Annotated in this window: 14 protein-coding genes; 7 read left to right on the top strand and 7 right to left on the bottom strand. The window is 56.1% G+C overall.

Annotation, left to right across the window (positions count from 1 at the left end; genetic code table 11):
- Positions 1-92: 92 nt before the first annotated feature.
- The 4 genes from P0D96_RS37295 to P0D96_RS37280 all read left to right on the top strand — a co-directional run bounded on the left by P0D96_RS37295 (position 93) and on the right by P0D96_RS37280 (position 2,966).
- Positions 93-1,205, top strand: coding sequence for an NADH:flavin oxidoreductase (locus tag P0D96_RS37295; protein WP_408318668.1), 1,113 nt, complete (start codon positions 93-95; stop codon positions 1,203-1,205).
- Between the two features lie 94 nt (positions 1,206-1,299).
- The gene (locus P0D96_RS37290; RefSeq protein ID WP_408318666.1) at positions 1,300-2,181 is read left to right on the top strand and encodes an alpha/beta fold hydrolase; all 882 of its coding nucleotides are present in this window, start codon (positions 1,300-1,302) and stop codon (positions 2,179-2,181) included.
- Positions 2,182-2,210: 29 nt separating this feature from the next.
- On the top strand, positions 2,211-2,396 hold the full coding sequence (locus P0D96_RS37285; RefSeq protein ID WP_408318720.1) for a hypothetical protein: 186 nt from the start codon (positions 2,211-2,213) through the stop codon (positions 2,394-2,396).
- Between the two features lie 105 nt (positions 2,397-2,501).
- Positions 2,502-2,966, top strand: a complete 465-nt coding sequence (locus P0D96_RS37280; protein ID WP_408318664.1) for a RidA family protein — start codon at positions 2,502-2,504, stop codon at positions 2,964-2,966.
- Positions 2,967-3,465: 499 nt separating this feature from the next.
- On the opposite strand, the gene P0D96_RS37275 is transcribed toward P0D96_RS37280, so the two are convergent.
- A complete protein-coding gene (locus P0D96_RS37275) occupies positions 3,466-4,440 on the bottom strand; it encodes an AraC family transcriptional regulator (RefSeq protein WP_408318662.1) in 975 nt (324 codons plus the stop codon).
- A gap of 201 nt (positions 4,441-4,641) precedes the next feature.
- Between P0D96_RS37275 and P0D96_RS37270 the strand changes: the two genes are divergently transcribed.
- The 3 genes from P0D96_RS37270 (at position 4,642) to P0D96_RS37260 (ending at position 8,662) form a co-directional block, all read left to right on the top strand.
- Positions 4,642-5,547 carry a polysaccharide deacetylase family protein gene (locus P0D96_RS37270; protein ID WP_408318660.1) on the top strand — a complete coding sequence of 302 codons (906 nt, stop codon included), beginning with the start codon at positions 4,642-4,644 and terminating at the stop codon, positions 5,545-5,547.
- A 153-nt stretch (positions 5,548-5,700) separates the two neighbouring features.
- The gene (locus P0D96_RS37265) at positions 5,701-7,038 is read left to right on the top strand and encodes an MFS transporter (protein ID WP_408318658.1); all 1,338 of its coding nucleotides are present in this window, start codon (positions 5,701-5,703) and stop codon (positions 7,036-7,038) included.
- 127 nt (positions 7,039-7,165) lie between these two features.
- A complete protein-coding gene (locus P0D96_RS37260) occupies positions 7,166-8,662 on the top strand; it encodes a M81 family metallopeptidase (RefSeq protein WP_408318657.1) in 1,497 nt (498 codons plus the stop codon).
- A 1,476-nt stretch (positions 8,663-10,138) separates the two neighbouring features.
- Here the strand turns inward: P0D96_RS37260 and P0D96_RS37255 are convergent.
- The 6 genes from P0D96_RS37255 to P0D96_RS37230 form a co-directional block, all read right to left on the bottom strand.
- Positions 10,139-12,214: a putative bifunctional diguanylate cyclase/phosphodiesterase gene (locus P0D96_RS37255; protein ID WP_408318655.1), complete on the bottom strand. Its 2,076-nt coding sequence runs from the start codon at positions 12,212-12,214 to the stop codon at positions 10,139-10,141.
- Positions 12,215-12,772: 558 nt separating this feature from the next.
- Complete coding sequence (locus tag P0D96_RS37250; RefSeq protein WP_408318714.1) at positions 12,773-14,323, bottom strand: methyl-accepting chemotaxis protein; 1,551 nt, start codon at positions 14,321-14,323, stop codon at positions 12,773-12,775.
- Positions 14,324-14,763: 440 nt separating this feature from the next.
- Entirely contained in the window at positions 14,764-15,651 is an 888-nt protein-coding gene (locus P0D96_RS37245; RefSeq protein ID WP_408318712.1) for an IS630 family transposase, read from the bottom strand.
- A 407-nt stretch (positions 15,652-16,058) separates the two neighbouring features.
- Complete coding sequence (locus P0D96_RS37240; RefSeq protein ID WP_408318653.1) at positions 16,059-16,829, bottom strand: alpha/beta fold hydrolase; 771 nt, start codon at positions 16,827-16,829, stop codon at positions 16,059-16,061.
- A gap of 433 nt (positions 16,830-17,262) precedes the next feature.
- The gene (locus P0D96_RS37235; RefSeq protein ID WP_408318651.1) at positions 17,263-17,505 is read right to left on the bottom strand and encodes a hypothetical protein; all 243 of its coding nucleotides are present in this window, start codon (positions 17,503-17,505) and stop codon (positions 17,263-17,265) included.
- Positions 17,506-17,573: 68 nt separating this feature from the next.
- The gene (locus tag P0D96_RS37230; protein ID WP_408318649.1) at positions 17,574-18,452 is read right to left on the bottom strand and encodes an alpha/beta fold hydrolase; all 879 of its coding nucleotides are present in this window, start codon (positions 18,450-18,452) and stop codon (positions 17,574-17,576) included.
- Positions 18,453-18,805: the final 353 nt, after the last annotated feature.

Raw genomic sequence — 18,805 nt, 5'->3', positions numbered from 1 at the left:
ATGGAACGAATGCAGCAAAGCGCATGCTGTACGCCGAACTTGCACTGTACGCGCTAAAGGAATGACTGCAATTTTCTTGGATAAGCAAAGCAATGAAAGGTCTTGATATTTTATCCAGTCCCTATCGTTTGAACACACTTGATCTTCCAAATCGCGTGGTAATGGCCCCTATGACGCGTTCCTTTTCGCCAGGCGGTGTCCCGACGGAAGACGTTGCAGCATACTATCGCCGTCGGGCCGAGAAGGGTGTAGGACTGGTCATCACCGAAGGTACCGGAGTCGGTCGGCAGGCTTCTGTCAACGAGCCCGACGTCCCTCGCTTCTATGGTGAGGCGGAACTTGCAGGCTGGAAAAGGGTGGTGGATGAGGTGCACGCCGCTGGGGGGCGTATCGTGCCTCAGCTGTGGCATGTGGGCCAGAAGCGTTCAAGTACTGTACCGGACTGGGTCCCACCGACGCCATACGAAAGCCCTTCGGGATTCGATTCAAAGGGTAAGCGAGTTGGCTCCCCAATGAGCGACGCTGATATCGCCGACACCATAGACTCGTTTGCTCGCGCAGCAGCGGACGCCGAGCGACTCGGTTTTGACGGCGTCGAAGTGCACGGCGCACACGGCTATCTCATTAATCAGTTCTTCTTCGATGATCTAAATCGGCGTGTTGATGGATATGGGGGCAAGACACTGATTGAGCGTTCGCGCTTTGCATCGGACATCTTGAAGGCGATCAGGCGGCAGGTGAGTCGAGGCTTCCCCGTGATCTTTCGCCTTTCGCAGTGGAAGCCTCAAGATTTTAACGTGAGAATCGCTGAGACACCCGATGCGCTCGAACAGTTACTGAGCGTCTTGATTGAAGCAGGTGCGGATGCCTTTCATCTTTCGCAACGTCGGTTTTGGGAACCTGCATTTCCCGAATTCGACCGAGAGTTGAATTTTGCTGGCTGGGCCAAGAAGCTGACGGGAATCACCTCCATCACCGTCGGGTCTGTCGGGCTGTCAGGTGATGTCTACGCTTCTTTTGCTGGCGAAAGCTCCCGCCCAGCGCCGTTGGACCTCCTATTCGCGCGCCTGGAGCGAGGAGATTTTGACTTGGTGGCAGTCGGTCGCGCATTGCTGCAAGACCCTGCTTGGCTCGAGAAAGTGCTACTAGGACGCACTAGTGAACTCAATGAATTTACCCCCCAAGCTCTGACTTCGCTCAGTTGACGCTGACCGCCCTTACATCGTCTAGGGTGACGCAGGTTCTTAAAGCCGCGATGCGCCGCTCTAATTGGATACAAGGAAAAACTCAGGAGATTTTATGCACTCGAAACTATTGTTCCGGCGCGGCATGCTGGTTTTGATGGGCGCCGCGACCGCTGGAGCGGTTGCTGGTTGTGGCGGCGCGTCTGCAGCTCCGGCGACGTCTACGGCGAAGCTGTTTTACACGGACGTCGGCGAAGGCAAAAACGTGATGTTTTTGCATGGATGGACTTGCGACTCTCACGATTTCAGTTGGCAATTTCCGGCATTCGAGAACAAGTATCGCGTAGTCGCCGTCGACTTGCGAGGACATGGCAGGTCCGAGGTCAAGCCATCGGGCGGATATCTGCCCACTGACTACGTGGCAGATATCATATCGTTCATATCAACAACGTATCCGGGTCAGCAATTCACCCTCATTGGCCATTCGATGGGCGGTCAGATCGCTGCGCGGGTGGCGGCCCTCAGGCCCGACCTGGTCAGTGCGGTCGTATCCGTTGACGGAAGTCTCGGGTTTTCAGATTCCTATGCTCCGGTTTTCCAGCAAGCTGCAAACAACCTCTCATCTGAGAACCCAGCTACTGTCGCTTCGGCTTTGTTCGAGGCGTTTTACGATCCGGCGACAGATCCCGCATTCAGACGCTGGCACGCTAGGCGTGTGTCGGGCATGCCAGCAGACGTCGTAAGCGAATCGTTCGGCCCATTGTTTTTGGGTGTCGATCAAGTAGGCGTCGGGCAATCGAGTGCAGCTTTCTGTCAGACCTTGAAATTGCCGTTCTACCATTTATGTCGCGATCCAGTTCAAGCCAGCACGATGACCCCATGGTTCGCAAACCCCAAATCGAAAGTCGAAGTATGGACCAATGCCGGGCACTGGATCATGCAAGACCGGCCCGCAGACTTTAATGCTGCAGTGACTGCGTGGATCGATGCTCTCTAGTATCCGATACGGCTGGCCTACCGGCCAAGATGCCAACCATCGTTGGCCGAGTGTATATCGCCTTCGATCGGGCCATAAGGTTAGGGCTGGCCGGTCGGTTGTTTGAAAATGAACCACAACATAACACGCTGCGCCTGTCGTTCGACAAGGTGCCCCCGGCCAAAATCGACGAAGGCGTGGCGCGTCTCGCGGCACTGGTGCGCGCGAGCATGTGACAGGCGTCAGCCGCACATTTTCCTCAGGGCGAAGTCCGCGTGCACGCTGCATGCGGACTTCGCCCCGTCTGCGTTATTGCAATCTCAACAAATAAAGGATTCGACATGGCTCAAGCGAATGTGTATGACAAGCTCGAGGAACTCAGCATCGAACTACCGGTCGCGGGTGCGCCGGCGGCCGCCTATGTGATGAGCGCGCAAAGCGGCGACACGGTGTACCTGTCGGGCCACATCGCGAAGAAGGACGGCGAGGTATGGGTCGGTAAGCTCGGCGCGACACTGGGTACCGAAGAAGGAAAGGCCGCCGCGCGCTCGATCGCGGTCGATCTGCTCGCGACACTGCACGCGCATGTCGGCGATCTGAACCGCGTGACGCGCATCGTCAAGCTGATGAGCCTCGTCAACTCGACGCCCGATTTCACCGAGCAGCACATCGTGACGAACGGCGCGTCCGAGCTGATCGCGGAGGTGTTCGGCGATGCCGGCAAGCACGCGCGTTCCGCGTTCGGCGTCGCGCAGATTCCACTCGGCGCGTGCGTCGAAATCGAGCTGATCGCCGAGGTCGAGTAAGCGTCGGGCCGGTGCGACGCCGGCCCTATGGGAGCGTCGCGAGAGGTGTAGGCGTCTCGCCCCCTCGAAACCCACTGGGGCGGTCGTCAAGCGCGACGTCCAGTGTCGCACTACGCCGGCGTATTGGTCGCATGTGCGCTTGGTGGTCTCTCGGGCGCTCATGCGATGAGGCAGGTCGGGAACGGTTTCCGACCACACGGCTGCTTGGCGGGCAAAGGGGACGCCAACGTTTCCTGAGATCCTGAACTTGGCCAGCATTGGACGGGCACACCGCGTGAAGACGGATAACGCACCATGTTCACGGAAAATCGGGCCGCTCGATATTGTCTGACTTGACGTTGGCGCTGACGACTTAGAGCCACGTGGCCGCTACACCAGAGGAGGTATGGCGCACATCCTGGGACGGGCCGATCTAGGAAAAGATAATCGCGAACGTGCTTGACGCGCGCCTCGAAGGCACAGACTTACGACGCCGTGCGCCACCGCGACGCGTATTCACTCATTCTTGGCTATCGATCTTGCGCTTCCAATCGGATGCACGACAGCCGAAACTGCCTTGAAACCATCGTGAAAAAGCGCTTAGGCTACTGAAGCCTATAGCCTCCGCGACTTCCGCTAGAGGAATCGAGTTAACTTCGACAAGCCGCTTCGCGGCGTCTCGCCGTACTTGTTCGAGCAAGCTCGAGTACGATAGCCCATTGTTCGCGAGCCTCCTGTGGAGTGTTCTTCGATTGATTCCCAGGCTTGCCGCGACAGCGTCTGCTCCCGATTTGGAGTCGTGAAGTTGCAGGTTCATGATACGAGCGACTTGTGCTTCGAACTGATCCGAGGCGCCCCCCAGGGTATGCGCAATGAGCAATTTCGCTTGACGCCGAAGAACCTCTGGAGAGGTAATTACTTTACGTGCAAGTGCGTCTCGCCCCAGCAAGATTCCACTGACTACTTGGTTATATCGAATCTCACAGCGAAAAAAGTTGCTCTGGATCGAGGTGTGCAACAGCCGGGGATGCTCGTGGCATACCGCTTCTGCACGCCAATCTGCACCAGTCAGCCAGCGAATAAGCTGAACGAGTCCACATGCACAAAACTCCATAACCTGAATCGACGGTGGATCCGACACGATCTGGAATGATAAAAACGGCTTGCCGAATCGTGTGTCGAGTTCAATGTAAATGCCGTTGCAGTGGTGATGCAAATGCGCGATGTAGGTTTGCAAAGCGTCGCCAAGGGTGTCTTCTTCTCTGAGCAGCAAGCTTACGAGGCCATAGTCGGGCACTCCTCGGGCTATCGCAGCGCGAGGGCCGAAGTCGGAGCGTCCGGACTCCTGCGCCGAGATCTCCAATAAACGCACAAAAGCATCGAGCGAAATCATGCTGTCGGGATCGTCGGCGAAGTTTTCGGGAAGACCAACGCGTGCCATCAGGGCGCTCCCGTTCAAACCGACCTCGCTCGCCGCCTTCGGATAACCGAACAACGTCCCGCTCCTGACCACTCTCTTTTTCACGGTGAATCGCCTTGGCTGAGCTTTCGATCCAAAGGCACAAATTGTCAACCGTATGTCCCAATACGTCAACTAGGAGAGTTGCCAAACACCTAGACTTTGGGTGCAAAACCTCTGCTGAGACATAGCGGGTGGTCAATCTGCGCGGAACGCGCGTCACACAGGAGAATCGGAATGAGCGATCAGGGCACGGTACAGCCATGGCAGTGGCCGGAACAAGAGTGGCGTCGGCTAGTTGGCAGGGTCCGTGCCGGTCGGCGGCTGCGTCCCACACGTTGGCGCGATGGCGCTAGATTCGCGGTAGCACTTGCCTTCGATTCGGATCACGAGACAAACGAGCTTCGCGACGGCGGGAAGTCGATCAATCGTCTCGCTTGGGGGCAGTACGCGAACCGTGTGGGCGTGCCAAGGATCCTGAAATTGCTTGAGAAATATTCTGTTCCGGCGAGTTTTTACGTACCGGCCGTGACCGCGTTGCTTTATCCGGCGGAGCAGCGCCAAGTTGTCGAAGCAGGGCACGAGATTGGCGTACACGGCTGGATTCATGAACTCAACTCTAACCTTCCCCGCGAAAGCGAACTCGACCTGATCGCCCGTTCAATGGACCAGTTGGAAAAGGTCACAGGTAGGCGACCCACAGGTTTTCGTTCGCCGTCGGCCGATTTCTCGGAAAACACTTTGCAAATCCTTCAAGAACTCGGCTTTTCTTACGACTCCTCGCTCGGCGCTGACGAGGACTGTTACGAACTTGAATCGCATGGACTCCCGACAGGGATCACTGAGATACCGTTCGACTGGGTCCGCGACGATGCCGTGTATTTCCTCATGCACCGCTTCCAAGGTTTGCGTCCCTACACTCCGCCGTCACAAGTATTCGACATTTTCAAGCGGGAGCTCGATGCTGCACACCAAGAAGGGGGGCTCTTCGAACTTACGATGCATCCGCACATCATAACGAACCGCTCTCGTATTTGGATCGTCGAGGAGCTCATCAAGTACGCAAAGAGCTTGGACGGCGGAGTGTGGTTTGCGAGGCACGACGAGATCGCGGACTATGTGACGCGGCATTCCGCGGAATAGCGATTGGGGGACAAAAAGGCGTGCGGCGTGGTTAGCACTCGTCGCGGAACCTTTTGATCGCTGCGGCTATGCCGGATGAGCCAGACAGGTCTTCCGCACGAAGCAAGTGCATCTAGTGACTAAAATCAGAGCGTCTGATAGGAGGCAGTGTTCATGAGAACACGTATAACGGTGAAGTCAGAAGACGGTGATAATATCGAAAAGCTCGAAGCCATCTACCGACGGATCGATTGGAGGCTTCTTCCATTTCTGTTGCTGTGTTACGTACTGGCATGCCTTGATCGTTACAACATAAGCTTCGCCAAATTTCAAATGCAGCAGGCGTTAGGCATGGATGAAGCGGTCTATGGCTTTGGAGCCGGTATCTTTTTTCTCGGCTATATGCTTTTCGAAGTGCCGAGCAATCTCATCCTCGAACGTATTGGTGCACGCAAGACGATCAGTCGAATTATGGTGCTTTGGGGCGTGACTTCTGCGTCTATGTTATTCGTTCACAACTCGACAAGCTTTTACGTTTTGCGCTTTCTCCTCGGCGTGTTTGAAGCAGGATTCGCCCCGGGTATGATTTTCTATCTGACCTACTGGTACCCGGATACACGACGTGCTCGAGTTATGAGTATCGTGTTGATGGGTGGGCCGCTCGCAGGCCTGTTAGGTGGGCCGTTGGCTTCGTTAATTATGGGTGCGCTTGACCAGGCGCGAGGTCTCGCGGGCTGGCAATGGCTGTTCGTTGTCGAAGGTTTGCCTTGCATCTTGTTGGGCGCAGTCACTATTTTCTACTTGGCTGACACCCCGGCTCAGGCGACTTGGTTATCAAAAGATGATCGTGCAGCGTTGGCGAACGACATACAGGCTGTTCGTCCGCGCACGCGGCATCATTCGCTTGGGGCGGTTGTAAAGGATCCGTGGTTTTATATGTTGGCTTTTGGCTATTTCTGCTTGATTTGTGGTGTTTATACGGTGAGCTTTTGGCTACCGACGATGCTCAAATCTAGCGGCGTTAGCAACGGCGCCTTAGGGTGGTATGCAGGAATCCCATATCTGGCGACCGTTCTGCTAGTGCCAGTACTGGCACGTCACTCCGATCGTACAGGGGAACGTCGCCTTCATAGCGGGATTCCCGCTATCCTGGGCGCATGCCTAGTACTGCTTGCATCGACCTTTGAGCACGACTTGATCCGCACACTTTTGTGCATGAGCGGTGCGACGGTCAGTATTTATGTGGCGTATGTTGTTTTCTGGTCCATTCCGACAGCCTATTTGAAAGCAACTGCGGCTGCTGGTGGAATCGCATTATTAAACACCATTGGGTTGTTTGGTGGATTTGTGAGTCCTTTTTTAATTGGCTGGCTAAAAAATACCACCGGGTCGATTCAGTCCGGCTTGTATGTGATGTCTGCCATCCTATTTTTTGGCGCACTATCTATTTTGTGTAACCGGGCTGCAACAATAATGATCCGCCGTTCGGATACCGTTTCGACGTCAGCATAATTCGGCGACGAATTTCTACCGCCCCCCTCGGCGGTGGAGCGCCTAAGGCTAGATGTTGTCAATCACCGCGCGCCAAGAATGAAGTCATTCAACGCGCGTAGGAACTATGGTCACACGGAGTCAGTGTATGAGAGTTCTAGTTGCCGGTTTCAAGCACGAAACCAATACCTTCGCCCCCGACCTTGCAAATTGGGAAGCATTTAACGCTGGTGAACTTTTCCCCGCGGCAGTTCGAGGAAGCGCGATGCTGGAGATGCTGGAAAACGTGCCCGTACCTGGAATGGGATTCGCGCGGGTTGCACGGGAGCAGGGTTGGGAACTCGTTCCAAGCCTCTGGTGTGGCGCGGTGCCTTCGTCGTACGTCACTTCCGATGCATTTGAACGAATTTGCAGCGAGATATGCGGTGATGTCTCGAAGCGCGATTTTGACGCGGTCTACCTTGACTTGCATGGCGCAGCGATGGCTCAGGGGTTCGATGACGCAGAAGGTGAATTGTTGTCTAGGGTTCGTGCGCTCGTCGGTGACGAGATGCCAATCGTTGTAAGTCTCGATCTGCACGCGAACGTGACGCATCGAATGCTTGAGCTAGCTGATGCAATGGTCGCATTCAGAACGTATCCTCACATCGACTACGTAGAAACGGGCGCGTTGACGGCAGAGGCGTTGCGGCGCCGCTTGGAACAGGGGCAAAGAGAAAAGGGTTGTCATGCGCGACTGCCATTTCTAATTCCGATCAATTCACAAAACACAACTTTTGGTAAGCCCAAGCAAATCTATGATTACCTTCTTCGGATTGACGCCGAGTTAGGTACGCTCTCAAACTTCTGCATGGGATTCCCATCCTCGGACTTCGAGGAATGTGCACCGATGATCTGGAGCATCGGAGATCGCGCGGCAGAGGCAGTCCGGCAACTTGAGGCCATGGCTGGGGAGCCAACGCAGTGGCGGTTGAATGTTTATGAAGCAGAGGATGCTGTTCTTGAAGCGGTACGACGCGGTGGTGAAACCGAGAAGACGGTGGTCATTGCCGATACGCAAGATAATCCCGGAATCGGCGGCACCGGCTCGACAACCGGAATGCTCCACGCGCTGATAAAAACCGGTGCCGGCAGGATTTTTCCGCAACGGATCGCTGTGGGCGTAATGACTGATGCGGAATTCGCCAGGCGTGCAACCCAAGCGGGAATTGGAGCACGGTTTTACGGCCGCTTGGGGCAAAGCTCAATGTTGTGGGACGGTCCTAGCGATCCGCCTGTCGAGGGTGAGTTCGTGGTCCGGTCGATTAGTGATGGCCGAGTAAGATACAAAGGTCCCAAGATGACCGGGTTCGTTGCTGAGCTCGGATGCTCTGTTTGCGTCGAAATCGACGGAATTCTGGTAGTCGTGGCCAGCGCGAAGATTGGAACTCAGGATCGCGAGCTGTTTCGTTTCGTCGGAGTTGAGCCAGAACTCATGAAGATCATTGTCGTTAAAAGCAGCAATCACTTTCGGGCCGACTTTGTGCCACTTGTAGTAGACGAACGCAAGGATGTGCTGACGGCGAAAGCGCGGGGTGCGTTGGCCGTCGACCCAGGAGATTTGCCTTGGCGTAAGCTGCCGGACACGACGCGGCGGCGTCCTTAGACAGTTATACATGACGAAGTGATGTAGTGATCCGTCTGATGCCATCTCGTCAACGGTTGGCATCTGACCGCGCTTGTCCCGGGGCGCGGAATGCACACAATTCAGCTGCTTCGAGAATTGCAAAGCACTCGGGGTGACGGTTACGACGGGCAAGGACGAAGAAGAAGCGTCGATCCTCCGTTCCCTGATATCTCATGAGTCATCGCTTCTTGGGAGTGCCCGAGGTCACCAACAGCTCTTCCAGACAGCTCGCAATGGCTTGCCGATCTTGTCGAGGAGCGTCGCATTCGTTTTTGCCTTGCTGACCGAAAGAGCGTCTGCGCGATGCGCGATAGTCGTACGGGGGTAGTTCCTACCTCAAACTGGGCATGGGCGACTGCGTGCAGCCACTATGACTGGATGGAATCGTGTGCACCAATCTTCTACTATTGCTAGGAGTCCGAGATATCGATATAAAACGGTGCTTCGAAACGGCCGGTACAAATTCCTCGGTGGTAACAGCGTTGATCCGAAGGATTTTCGCGCAAGCACCGTCCTTCAGGGCGGAGTTGGTGTTGGTGTTCACAATTGCCGCTAGCCGTGTTCACCGGAACGCTAGCGGCTAAGTGTGTCGAATGCCTTGCTGCGTAAGGGATCGGACACAATCGGCGTGATTCGATTCCTGTTGCGATGGTACAACAATCGTGTTGGAACTTGTTCAGTAACTCTGCGATCGTGGCGTCGGCGATCCGGGCTCTCATGGCGGGCGATCCGAACAATGCTTGTCATCATCGGCAGTCGGTGTCGAGCGGGATGGCGCGCGTTGCCGGGAGCAGTACCCGTCCTTGTGGATTGATTCTGGAAAAGACTTTAATGCTTGTATGAAGGGATATTCCGAACGGCACGCGTGATCGCGCTCGGCGCAGACCCGACTGTGCGAAGCGCCCGGTTTAACGAAAGTGCTGTTGTTGCTTCAAGGGCACGTGCGATGCTTGAAATGAATTGCAAGGCACGCTAGCGTCATTATCGATCTTGCTAGCACCACTATGATCACTGGCTAGCAGCAATTCTGAACGTCAACACTAGCGGTGATCGTTGCATCACCCGCCAGGCAGCTATTTCTTTCTCCACAGTAAAAGGTGCCCAACCCGTTTTAACGACTGTTTTCCGGGGAACTTTAGGCCTGGTCCCGAGCCTTCGCGACTGCAATAAGGACATCGAAGCCTCAGATGGGAGTGGACCGCAACTACGAACCGGACGTTCGCGCGCACACCGTTACACTGTCAGACTATTCGTTCGGCAGCAAAACAAAGCGTTTCTACCGACCCGCCGGTGCATCATCCACCGCCTCCAGCATCGGTTGCGGTTGGTTGCGCGACGCCGGGGTTTCGCGCCTGCCGCAGCGGGCGACAACGTGGTTGCAAACCACTCCCATTGCTCCAGGAGAGTGTCTATCTCACGGAGGAGAAGCCAGCCGGTCGCACGTCACCCTCGTTACTATCTTCGCTCCTCGCTCCTTCCAGTCGCAACGCGATTACTTCGTTTCGGGCCAGGATCGCTATCGGTCTTGCTCTCGTCTGACAGGAAGGTTTCATTCAAGAAGCCATTCATCACGAAGCCCTCTAACACATCTGGTCCCGCGATCGGTCTGCCGAAGAAGTACCCTTGCATGACCGAACAGCCCAGTCCTAAGAGAACGTTGACTTGCGACGCGGTTTCGACACCCTCCACGACGCAGGTAACGCCAAGATTTTTGGACAGGTCGATAATGCTCTTTACGACAGCGCGTGCAGCCGTATCGTCGACAATGTCAGCAATGAAACTACGGTCGACCTTGAGCTTGTCGATCGGAAGTCGATGAACATAGCTCAGACTGGAATACCCTGTGCCGAAGTCATCGAGGGAGACTTCCACTCCCAGATTTTTTAAGGCGCCTAGTGTTTCACGGGCACTGGAGATGTTCTGGATGAGCGCCGTTTCAGTGACTTCGAAGTTGATCCGATGTGGCGCCACGCCGCTTGCAAGCGCTGTACGGATCACCCGATCGATTGCCTCGGGAGAGCCCACGTCGCGGGCGGAAAGGTTAAACGCAATGCGCATCTGCGGTGGCCACGTCGCTGCGGCCTCAAGGGCTTTGCGCAGCAGAACTTGCGTCAGTGAGTGGATCAGGTCGGTCCGCTCGGCGACTGCAAGAAAGTCTGTGGGTGATATCGTACCAAGCGTCGGACTTGTCCATCGCGCAAGCGCTTCAAAAGCGACGATCCCTTTAGAAGAAACATCGAAAATCGGCTGGAAAAATACTGAAATTTCGCGCTCGAAATCCGCCAACTTCAGGCCTTGTTCGATTTCATTAAACCGCCTGATTTGCGTCTCGTGCTCACTTGAAAAGATCGCCGTTCCACCACGGCGATGATTTTTTGCAAAGGACAGTGCATAATCAGCCCGCTCGGAAAGTTCTACTGCAGTCTTGCCCGCATCGGGGAAAACCGCGATGCCGATCGATGCTGACAAACGTGCGGTGCCGTCCGCCAGTTCATAGGGTCGCTGGAGCGCAGTGCAAATCGCAGCGCCCAGATCAAGCAACCTGGCCTGACCGACGTCGCCGCTAAACAGGAGTCCGAATTCGTCACCGTCAATGCGCGCGGCAGTCATGCCCGGCAACCGGAGCGATCCCAGACGACGCCCGACCTCTTCGAGCAACCGATCGCCAAAAAGGTGTCCGTAAAGATCGTTTATTGGCTTGAACCCGTCCAGGTCAAGAATGCCCACGGCGATACCCGCATTGGGGACGTCGGTCGTTAAAAGCAGCCTGTCGAGATCGGAGAAGAAGCGGCGCCGATTGGGGAGTTGCGTCAGGCTGTCGAGGTTGGCGAGCCGGAAGTTCTCCGCGCTGAGGCGTTCGGTCTCCGCCTGCTTTGTCAACAGCTTGCGTTGCGATTCCACAAGACTGGCGAAGTCCCCATAGTAGATCAGCAGGATAACAATCATCACGGCGGCTACGAGCACCATGTTGATTGAAATCGCGACGAGTACGACATTTCGGCTCATCAGAAAAAACAGCGCGAAAGGCGCGACGACGATACACGTCACCAGCATGGCTGCGGCACGCATATGCATCAGGCAAAAGATGCATCCAACCACCGTGACTGACATATAGAACGCGACGTGGCACCGGGCGTATGCGTCACCGTAGGGGTACAGCAAAAGGCCCCAGGCGGTGAACGCCGCCCCGAGTACAACCGCGAGTCGCAGCGTGTTCTGGAGTCTGCGGGCAATCACCGCGTCGGGTAACTCGACGTTGCGGGCTCGCAGCCACAGGACGACCCGTCCGACGCACGCCGCGCAAAGAGCGAATGGTAGATAGATTGCCAACCAATGCGGCGCCACCCGGAAATGAGTAAAAACTACTGCCGCCGTATTGACGATGAGGAGCGCGTACAAGAGCGGAATCTGGTGCGAAAACGCTTCGTATTGCGAACGTCTTAGGTCAGCGCTAGCAGGGGTTTTGTTAATTGACCGAATCATCTGCGCGGGCGACCAAGCTGGACGGTGCGGTAAGTTTTTCTCATTCATATCATCCGGGAAAACTATTACGTCAGGCTGATGCAAGAAAAGTACAGGGTTGACGAATCGCGCAATGCGTAAAGCCGCGCGGTCCGACCAAAATACGTTATGCCTGAACGGCAAGGCGTTCAATATGAAGAATACCCGACTTCATGTTGGCGGCGGCGTAGACCCGACCGTTTCCGACGGTTCAGCGCCCTCGTCTCAACGATGAGATGAGCCAACGATGTGACGGTTTGCGAAGGACTTGTGCAATTCGGCAAGGCCGGCGTCAGCAAGACGCTTGATGCTGTGCTCGAGCCCTGTGCGGTGAAAGTCGCACGCAGGGTTACGGGGTCCTTGACCGATGCAGTTCAACTGTAGACCCTGGCCGCCCCCTCCATCGGGCGGCCAGGGGGCCTCTCAATGATTATCAACTTCAGTTTCCGAAGTCGATCGGCATACACTTGATCAGCCAGTTGGTCTGGCCGGTCAGTAAGCCCGAATCACCCGAGATTGAGCGATGTGATTAACCCTTCGCCATCACATCGACTTGCTGGTTATCCAGGCGCTTTAGCTCGATCATGGCTATTCCAGCTTGAATGACTGCATCGCATCGTTGAGTTCGACTGCACGATCACTCAAGGACAAAGCGGCGGCAGCCGCCTGCTCCACCAATGCAGCATTCTGTTGGGTTGTCGCGTCCATTTGCGAAATCGCACGGTTGATCTGTTCAATGCCTGAACTTTGCTGGTTCGATGCGCTTGCAATGTCCTCCATGATCTTCGTCACCCGGTTCACAGTCGCCACAATATCGGTGATGGCCTGACCCGCATTCTCAGCAAGTCCCGCGCCGCTTTCAACCTGCACCATGGACGCTTCTACCAGCATTCGAATTTCCTTGGCCGCGGCAGCGCTTCGCTGCGCGAGGCTACGTACTTCACCCGCGACGACCGCAAATCCGCGTCCGTTTTGGCCAGCCCGCGCGGCTTCAACTGCAGCATTAAGGGCAAGGATGTTGGTTTGGAACGCAATTCCGTCGATGACTGACGTGATTTCAGAGACCTGTTTAGAACTTGCCGCTATAGCACGTACATTGTCAACGACGTTCCTGACAACCGCGCCACCACGTATCGCTTGCGCCGAAGCGCTTGCTGCCACATCACTCGCCTCAGACGCGCTATCTGCGTTCTGTCTAACCGTTGAAGTCAGTTGATCCATCGCGGCTGCGGTCTCCTGCAGCGACGCCGCCTGTTGTTCTGTTCGACTGGACAGATCAGCGTTGCCAGTCGCAATCTCAGCGGCAGCCAGCCTGATAGCATCTGCGGTCTCCTTGACTCCCGACACCGTCTCAGCGAGATTATCACGGGTATATGCAATCGCTGACACGACGCTGTAATCGTCATGGGGAGTAACACGAATCTGGCCAGTCAGATCACCTTCCGCGATTTGTCTCGCGAGCGCCGCAGCGGCTGACGGTTCGCCGCCAACGGATCGGCTCACGCTACGGATAGTCAGACCAGCAAGCAACGAAATTCCGGCTCCTAGCCCCAGCAACATCAAGACGGAATGCAGCAACGTTTTATAGAAAGCGACCTGTATGTCATCCTGATAGGCGCCAGACGTCAGATCCCAGCCCCACGGCTGAAAGCGCTTCACAAAGGCTAGCTTCGAACTTGGCTCGCTGGCCCCCGGCTTGGGCCACCAATACTCCACGAACCCCGAGCCATTGGCCGAACTTCCCGCATCTGCGATTTCCTTATACAGGGGTGTTCCTTTCGCATCTTTGTAACCTGACTGGTCGGTGCCGTTGAGCCGCGGGCTCAAAGGATGCATCACCATGACTGAAGATGTGCTGACAACGGTCACGTAGCCGTTGTCTGCAGTTCGCAGATCGGCGAGACGTGACAATGCTTCGTGTTGAGCTGCATCCACTGAAATTGCACCCGACTGCGCGAGCCTGTTCAGGCCGGCAACGATCGAGTAGGTCGCTTCGACCACGTCGCGCAAGTCATGTTTCCGCTCAGCCAACTGGAGATCGCGGGTCTGCACTGCATTCCAGATGGTTAGAGCAAAAAGGCCAAGCCACGAAAGAATCAGCGGCATCCACAATTTCTGCCTAAGTGTTAAACCGTTCATCATTATTATTCCATTGCACTGCGTAAAGTGGCCCCCTGCGTCAAGACAGAGATGATCGGAATTTAAGCTGCATCGATACCACACGCAGCTGAACAGCGCTGCCCCGGTTCCACGCCGGCGGATTCGCCTGCGCAGCGTAGTGGAGCAGGCCAATCCGCCAGCTCTCAACTGAACCTGTCAACAAACCTCGCACCACCACCGCAGCCACTCAGATAGACCGCAGCGGGGGTCGTATCCGAGCGACTGATGAGGCCAGTGTTATGCGGTTGTCAGCGGCGAGCGAAAAACAACTGCGCATCGCGCCTCTTTTCGCAGACTTACTTAGCCGAAACAAAGTAACCGGACATGCGTCACCCCGCGTAACGGACTGACGGATGACGAAACATGGATCGGACCAAAGCCGGAATTCTCTGCAACGAGCGCAGAACTGCTCGAACACGCTAATTAAGATGTCCGGGACCTTTGATAGCAAGCTTGCCGATCTTGTGATGCTTGAGATAACCCCATACGAGTTCGTCCGGATTCAGGTCCGGCGAGTAAGCCGGCAGGAAGAACAGACAAAGGCGGTCATCCGATTCTGTGGCAAGCTTGCGGATCGCTTTGCAACGATGAACCGGATGACCATCGGCGATCAGGAAGACGGGAGCATCGGCGTTAAGTATCAGTCGCCTGACGAAGTCAACGTACACCGGGATCTTGAAGCTGCCTTCAAAGCACATGAAACGGAGTTGGCCCCGCGGACTGATCGCCGAGATCAGGTTCACTTTGAAGCGCGCGCCGGTGGTTTCGACCACCGGTGTCTGACCGATCGGTGCCCAGGTCGTGCCGCTGTGGTAGTCCGAGCGCACCGTCGATTCGTCGACGAAGAAAATCTGAGCCCCACAGCGTTTGGCCTGCCTGACAATCGCCGGATATTCGTCCCGCATCCATGACTCGACCAGTTCTGGGTCGCGTTGGTACGCGCGCGCCAGCGGCCGCTGGGGTGAAAGCCCGAGCTTCCTGAGCAGCCGACCGACCGATACCTCGGAGAGCCTGACGTTGAAACGTTCGCGAATCAACTCCCGCGCCATGTCTCGCGTCCACAACGCAAACTCGAACTTCATTTGCATCGGATTCTTCGTTGTGACCGTCTGATAGACAAAGCGGATCGCTTCGGACGACAGCTTCATTGGCCGGCCCGGAATAGACTTGGCTCGTAACGCTTCAATACCTCCTTCGCGCCACGCCGCCAACCACTCGTAAATACGCGGCCTCGAGAAGCCCAGCGTGCGAATCACGTCCTCCGGCGACTCGCCAGCATCGACTCGCTTGACCGCGTGGATCCGCATCTCTTCCCGCGTTGCATGTGAAAGCTGTCGGCCGTCGTCCTCGCGCATCACGCCTCTCCCCAAGCCCCTTTAAGCTTAGACCATGGTGTCGATTTATGTTCGCTTACTTATGCACTGGTTAGTAAGTCGAATCCTGGCTCGTGAAGGACTGTCACGTTGCACAGTCATCGTTTGGATACCTCGGGCCTTAGCCCGCGACAAGAATCGCATCCGGGGTCGCTCAACGCTATCGGTCAAATGTCCGACCCAAACGATCCTCCCAATACTGCTGTGTCACAAAGTCACGTGGAGTGACGCAGCACTACGCGCATGTCTGTAATCGCCGGGTGATGCCGGCCGCGGCGCCATCTACTGTGCGCCTCTGCTGCCTTTCCGGTTTCGGTGCGAGAAGTTGACAAAGCCGAAGACTAGGTAAGTGTCATCAGTAGATTGGCGAGCTCGACCGGCATATCAACCATCACCTCGTGACCGCACGGTACTGTGGAGACACGCCAACCCGTTTTTCCAATGACCTGCTTGGCAAAATACGGAAAGGGACTTGGATCCCATCCTTCGGCAAGAATGAACAACCGCTCTTCGATCACCGATCCGCGTCCCGTGAGAAGGATTTGCGTCTCGAACGTGGCTAGTGCCTGAGGCGAGCAACGACGGTCGACCCACGCGTGGCTTTTCGGTTCTACGTTCAAGACCGCTGCTGGGATTGGCAGTGTCATGCCACTGTTATCGGTCATCGCACTTGTTCGAAAGGCCGATAGAAATGCAGCGGCGTTCTCTTTGGATAGCGCCAGTTGAAGGCAGTCGTTGAGCGACTGCGCATGTTCGGGAACGAAGGCGTCCAGGTAGACTAGAGACTTGATGCGATCGCTCATGCGGTCGGCCACACCGGTAATGACCATGCCACCATAGGAGTGGCCTAGGAGGACGACATTGGAGAGCTCCTCTGCTTCCAGGACGCCGCACACATCGCGGATATGAGTTTCCAGCGTAATGTTTTGGTTGTTGAGATGCGCCCGCTCGCCGACGCCCGTGAGGGTGGGGGTGTAGACGGTGTGGCCGGACGCGCGCAACACAAGTGCGGTGTCGCGGTAGCACCAGCCGCCATGCCAGGCGCCGTGCAAAAGCACGAAAGTTGCAGGCGCCTCATTGCGTGCCCCCTGATTCCTGCGTTCCAATTCCATGTCGACTCCAGTTTAGTTACAGATACTCGGTTGGGCCCCGTACGCCCCTTGCCCAACTGAGTCGGTAACGAGGCGGTCGCCCGGTTGACCATCGCAATCGAGAGATGACTTCGATGACTGAAATTGGTAATTGGTCTATCAAGAGAAATACGGAGTGTGGACATCGGTGGCCGCAAAGCGGTTGAATCACTTTGCGGTTTCGGTAGGTATAATACTATACGGAACGAATTCCTATATGGCAACAACTGTCGTGAATACCTGAAGGGATGCCGGCGATGCGACGAGCGGCCATAAGCACCCAGCGCGTTTATGCAACATGGGCAGTCTCCGGGATTCGCAGAGGTTCACCTTTTCCGATCCAGTGACGCTGGGCATCGAGACCAGGAGGCGTTTAGAAAGCAGAGCTGGAGGCTGGCAGAGCCGCCCACGCCATTCAATGCTTGCAGAAGTCTCGTAACGCTTCCATGAGAAGACCGAGCTGTTTTTCGGCAAGAAAGCGCCCACATTTAGGCAGTGAACCACCGCGCACATTGTCGGAAACAGAACTCAGTCGGCGAACAATGTGAGGCCTCCACGGTCTATCACCGCCCAGTGCCAGAATCGGAACGGAGTCCGGTAACTTTCCTGCGTCGCGGTTTTCAATGGCATCTTGAGCGAATTGCCGATACATCTTCATCGCGGCTCGGTGTTCTCCGGGGCTCGTTACGGGGAAGTGTCAAACTCGATAGTTACTATCTCGGGCGGTCAAGAGAAAAACTGTAGAAGTCCCGTTGCAGTTTCAATGGGCGCCTCTTCGGGCAGAAAATGCCCGCATGGGATGGCGTGACCATCAACGACCTGCGCCCAGCAGCGCCATTTTTCCAACGGTGATTTCGCCGCTGGCGTCTCTTGTCCCCAAAGAACGAAGACAGGTGCCTCAATGGTGCGGACGCCCCGTTCCGATTCATCCAGCTCGCGGTCAAATGTCCATGCTGCCCGATAGTCTTCGCACATGGCGTGTATCGCGGCAGGGTCGCCGATATTCTTCAGATAGTCGGCAACGTTCGACGGATCGAACTGAAAGCCTTTGGATGCGTGTGCGCTCAACATGGTCGCGACGTAGAGGGAGGGATCGTTGCCAATCATGCGCTCCGGAAACGGCTCGTCGAGTGCTTGGAACGCCCAGTGCCAGAAGCGCAGTGCCGAATGCCGGTCGAGCGCGTCCATGGCATCGCTCGTCGGTACGATATCCAGCACCGCAAGACGGTCGATACGGTCTGGATGGTCCAGCGCGAGACGATAAGCGACACGTCCTCCACGGTCGTGTCCGGCCACGCTGAAGCGCTCGAATCCGAAGGCGTTCATTGTCGCTATCTGGTCTAATGCCAACTCACGCTTCGAGTAGGCGGAGTGATCGCCGCCGCCGTGCGGTTTGTCACTTCGGCCATATCCGCGAAGGTCGGGCACGACCACTGTGAAATGTTCGGCCAGCACTGGCGCGACCGCGCTCCAGCAGACCCGTGTCTGTGGCGCGCCATGCAATAAAAGGAGTGGCGGACCTGAACCGCCAACGAGCGAATCGATCGTGACACCATGACCGGGACACCGGCGCGCTTCGAATCCTTCGATATGACCTGTTTCCATATAACCTCATCACGCGCTGGTTGGCGTCGACCTAAATCTCAGGAAGTTCAGGATGGCATGGGCTGTCCTGACCGGACGCTCCACCGGAAGCCAGTGATTTGTATCGGCGATACGTCGCCCCGTCACGCCCGTTGCGAACTCTCTGGCAATCTCCGCCATTCCCGCACCATCAATGCTGTCCGCCGGAAGCAAGTACGGGTATCGGAAGATGCGTTTGCTTCCAGCGCAATGCATCGGCATGATCCTTAGGGAAGACTCTGTACCATTCGAGCGCAGAGCGCGTGCGTCCTTGCTGCGTGAAGGCCCTTGCATAAGTCTCGATGTCTTCCGTCGAATGATCGTCGGTACGCTCG

Source organism: Paraburkholderia sp. RL17-347-BIC-D, from assembly GCF_046027915.1.
Lineage (GTDB): Bacteria > Pseudomonadota > Gammaproteobacteria > Burkholderiales > Burkholderiaceae > Paraburkholderia.
This window is presented reverse-complemented; position numbering and strand designations above follow the sequence as displayed.

Bases quoted from the DNA above. Each gene is read 5' to 3' on its own strand.
- P0D96_RS37260 (WP_408318657.1), top strand. From the start codon at position 7,166: ATGAGAGTTCTAGTTGCCGGTTTCAAGCACGAAACCAATACCTTCGCC.
- P0D96_RS37270 (WP_408318660.1), top strand. From the start codon at position 4,642: ATGAGCGATCAGGGCACGGTACAGCCATGGCAGTGGCCGGAACAAGAG.
- P0D96_RS37240 (WP_408318653.1), bottom strand. From the start codon at position 16,829: ATGGAATTGGAACGCAGGAATCAGGGGGCACGCAATGAGGCGCCTGCA.
- P0D96_RS37250 (WP_408318714.1), bottom strand. From the start codon at position 14,323: ATGAACGGTTTAACACTTAGGCAGAAATTGTGGATGCCGCTGATTCTT.
- P0D96_RS37295 (WP_408318668.1), top strand. From the start codon at position 93: ATGAAAGGTCTTGATATTTTATCCAGTCCCTATCGTTTGAACACACTT.
- P0D96_RS37245 (WP_408318712.1), bottom strand. From the start codon at position 15,651: ATGCGGATCCACGCGGTCAAGCGAGTCGATGCTGGCGAGTCGCCGGAG.
- P0D96_RS37255 (WP_408318655.1), bottom strand. From the start codon at position 12,214: ATGAATGAGAAAAACTTACCGCACCGTCCAGCTTGGTCGCCCGCGCAG.
- P0D96_RS37290 (WP_408318666.1), top strand. From the start codon at position 1,300: ATGCACTCGAAACTATTGTTCCGGCGCGGCATGCTGGTTTTGATGGGC.
- P0D96_RS37265 (WP_408318658.1), top strand. From the start codon at position 5,701: ATGAGAACACGTATAACGGTGAAGTCAGAAGACGGTGATAATATCGAA.
- P0D96_RS37280 (WP_408318664.1), top strand. From the start codon at position 2,502: ATGGCTCAAGCGAATGTGTATGACAAGCTCGAGGAACTCAGCATCGAA.
- P0D96_RS37235 (WP_408318651.1), bottom strand. From the start codon at position 17,505: ATGAAGATGTATCGGCAATTCGCTCAAGATGCCATTGAAAACCGCGAC.
- P0D96_RS37285 (WP_408318720.1), top strand. From the start codon at position 2,211: ATGCCAACCATCGTTGGCCGAGTGTATATCGCCTTCGATCGGGCCATA.
- P0D96_RS37230 (WP_408318649.1), bottom strand. From the start codon at position 18,452: ATGGAAACAGGTCATATCGAAGGATTCGAAGCGCGCCGGTGTCCCGGT.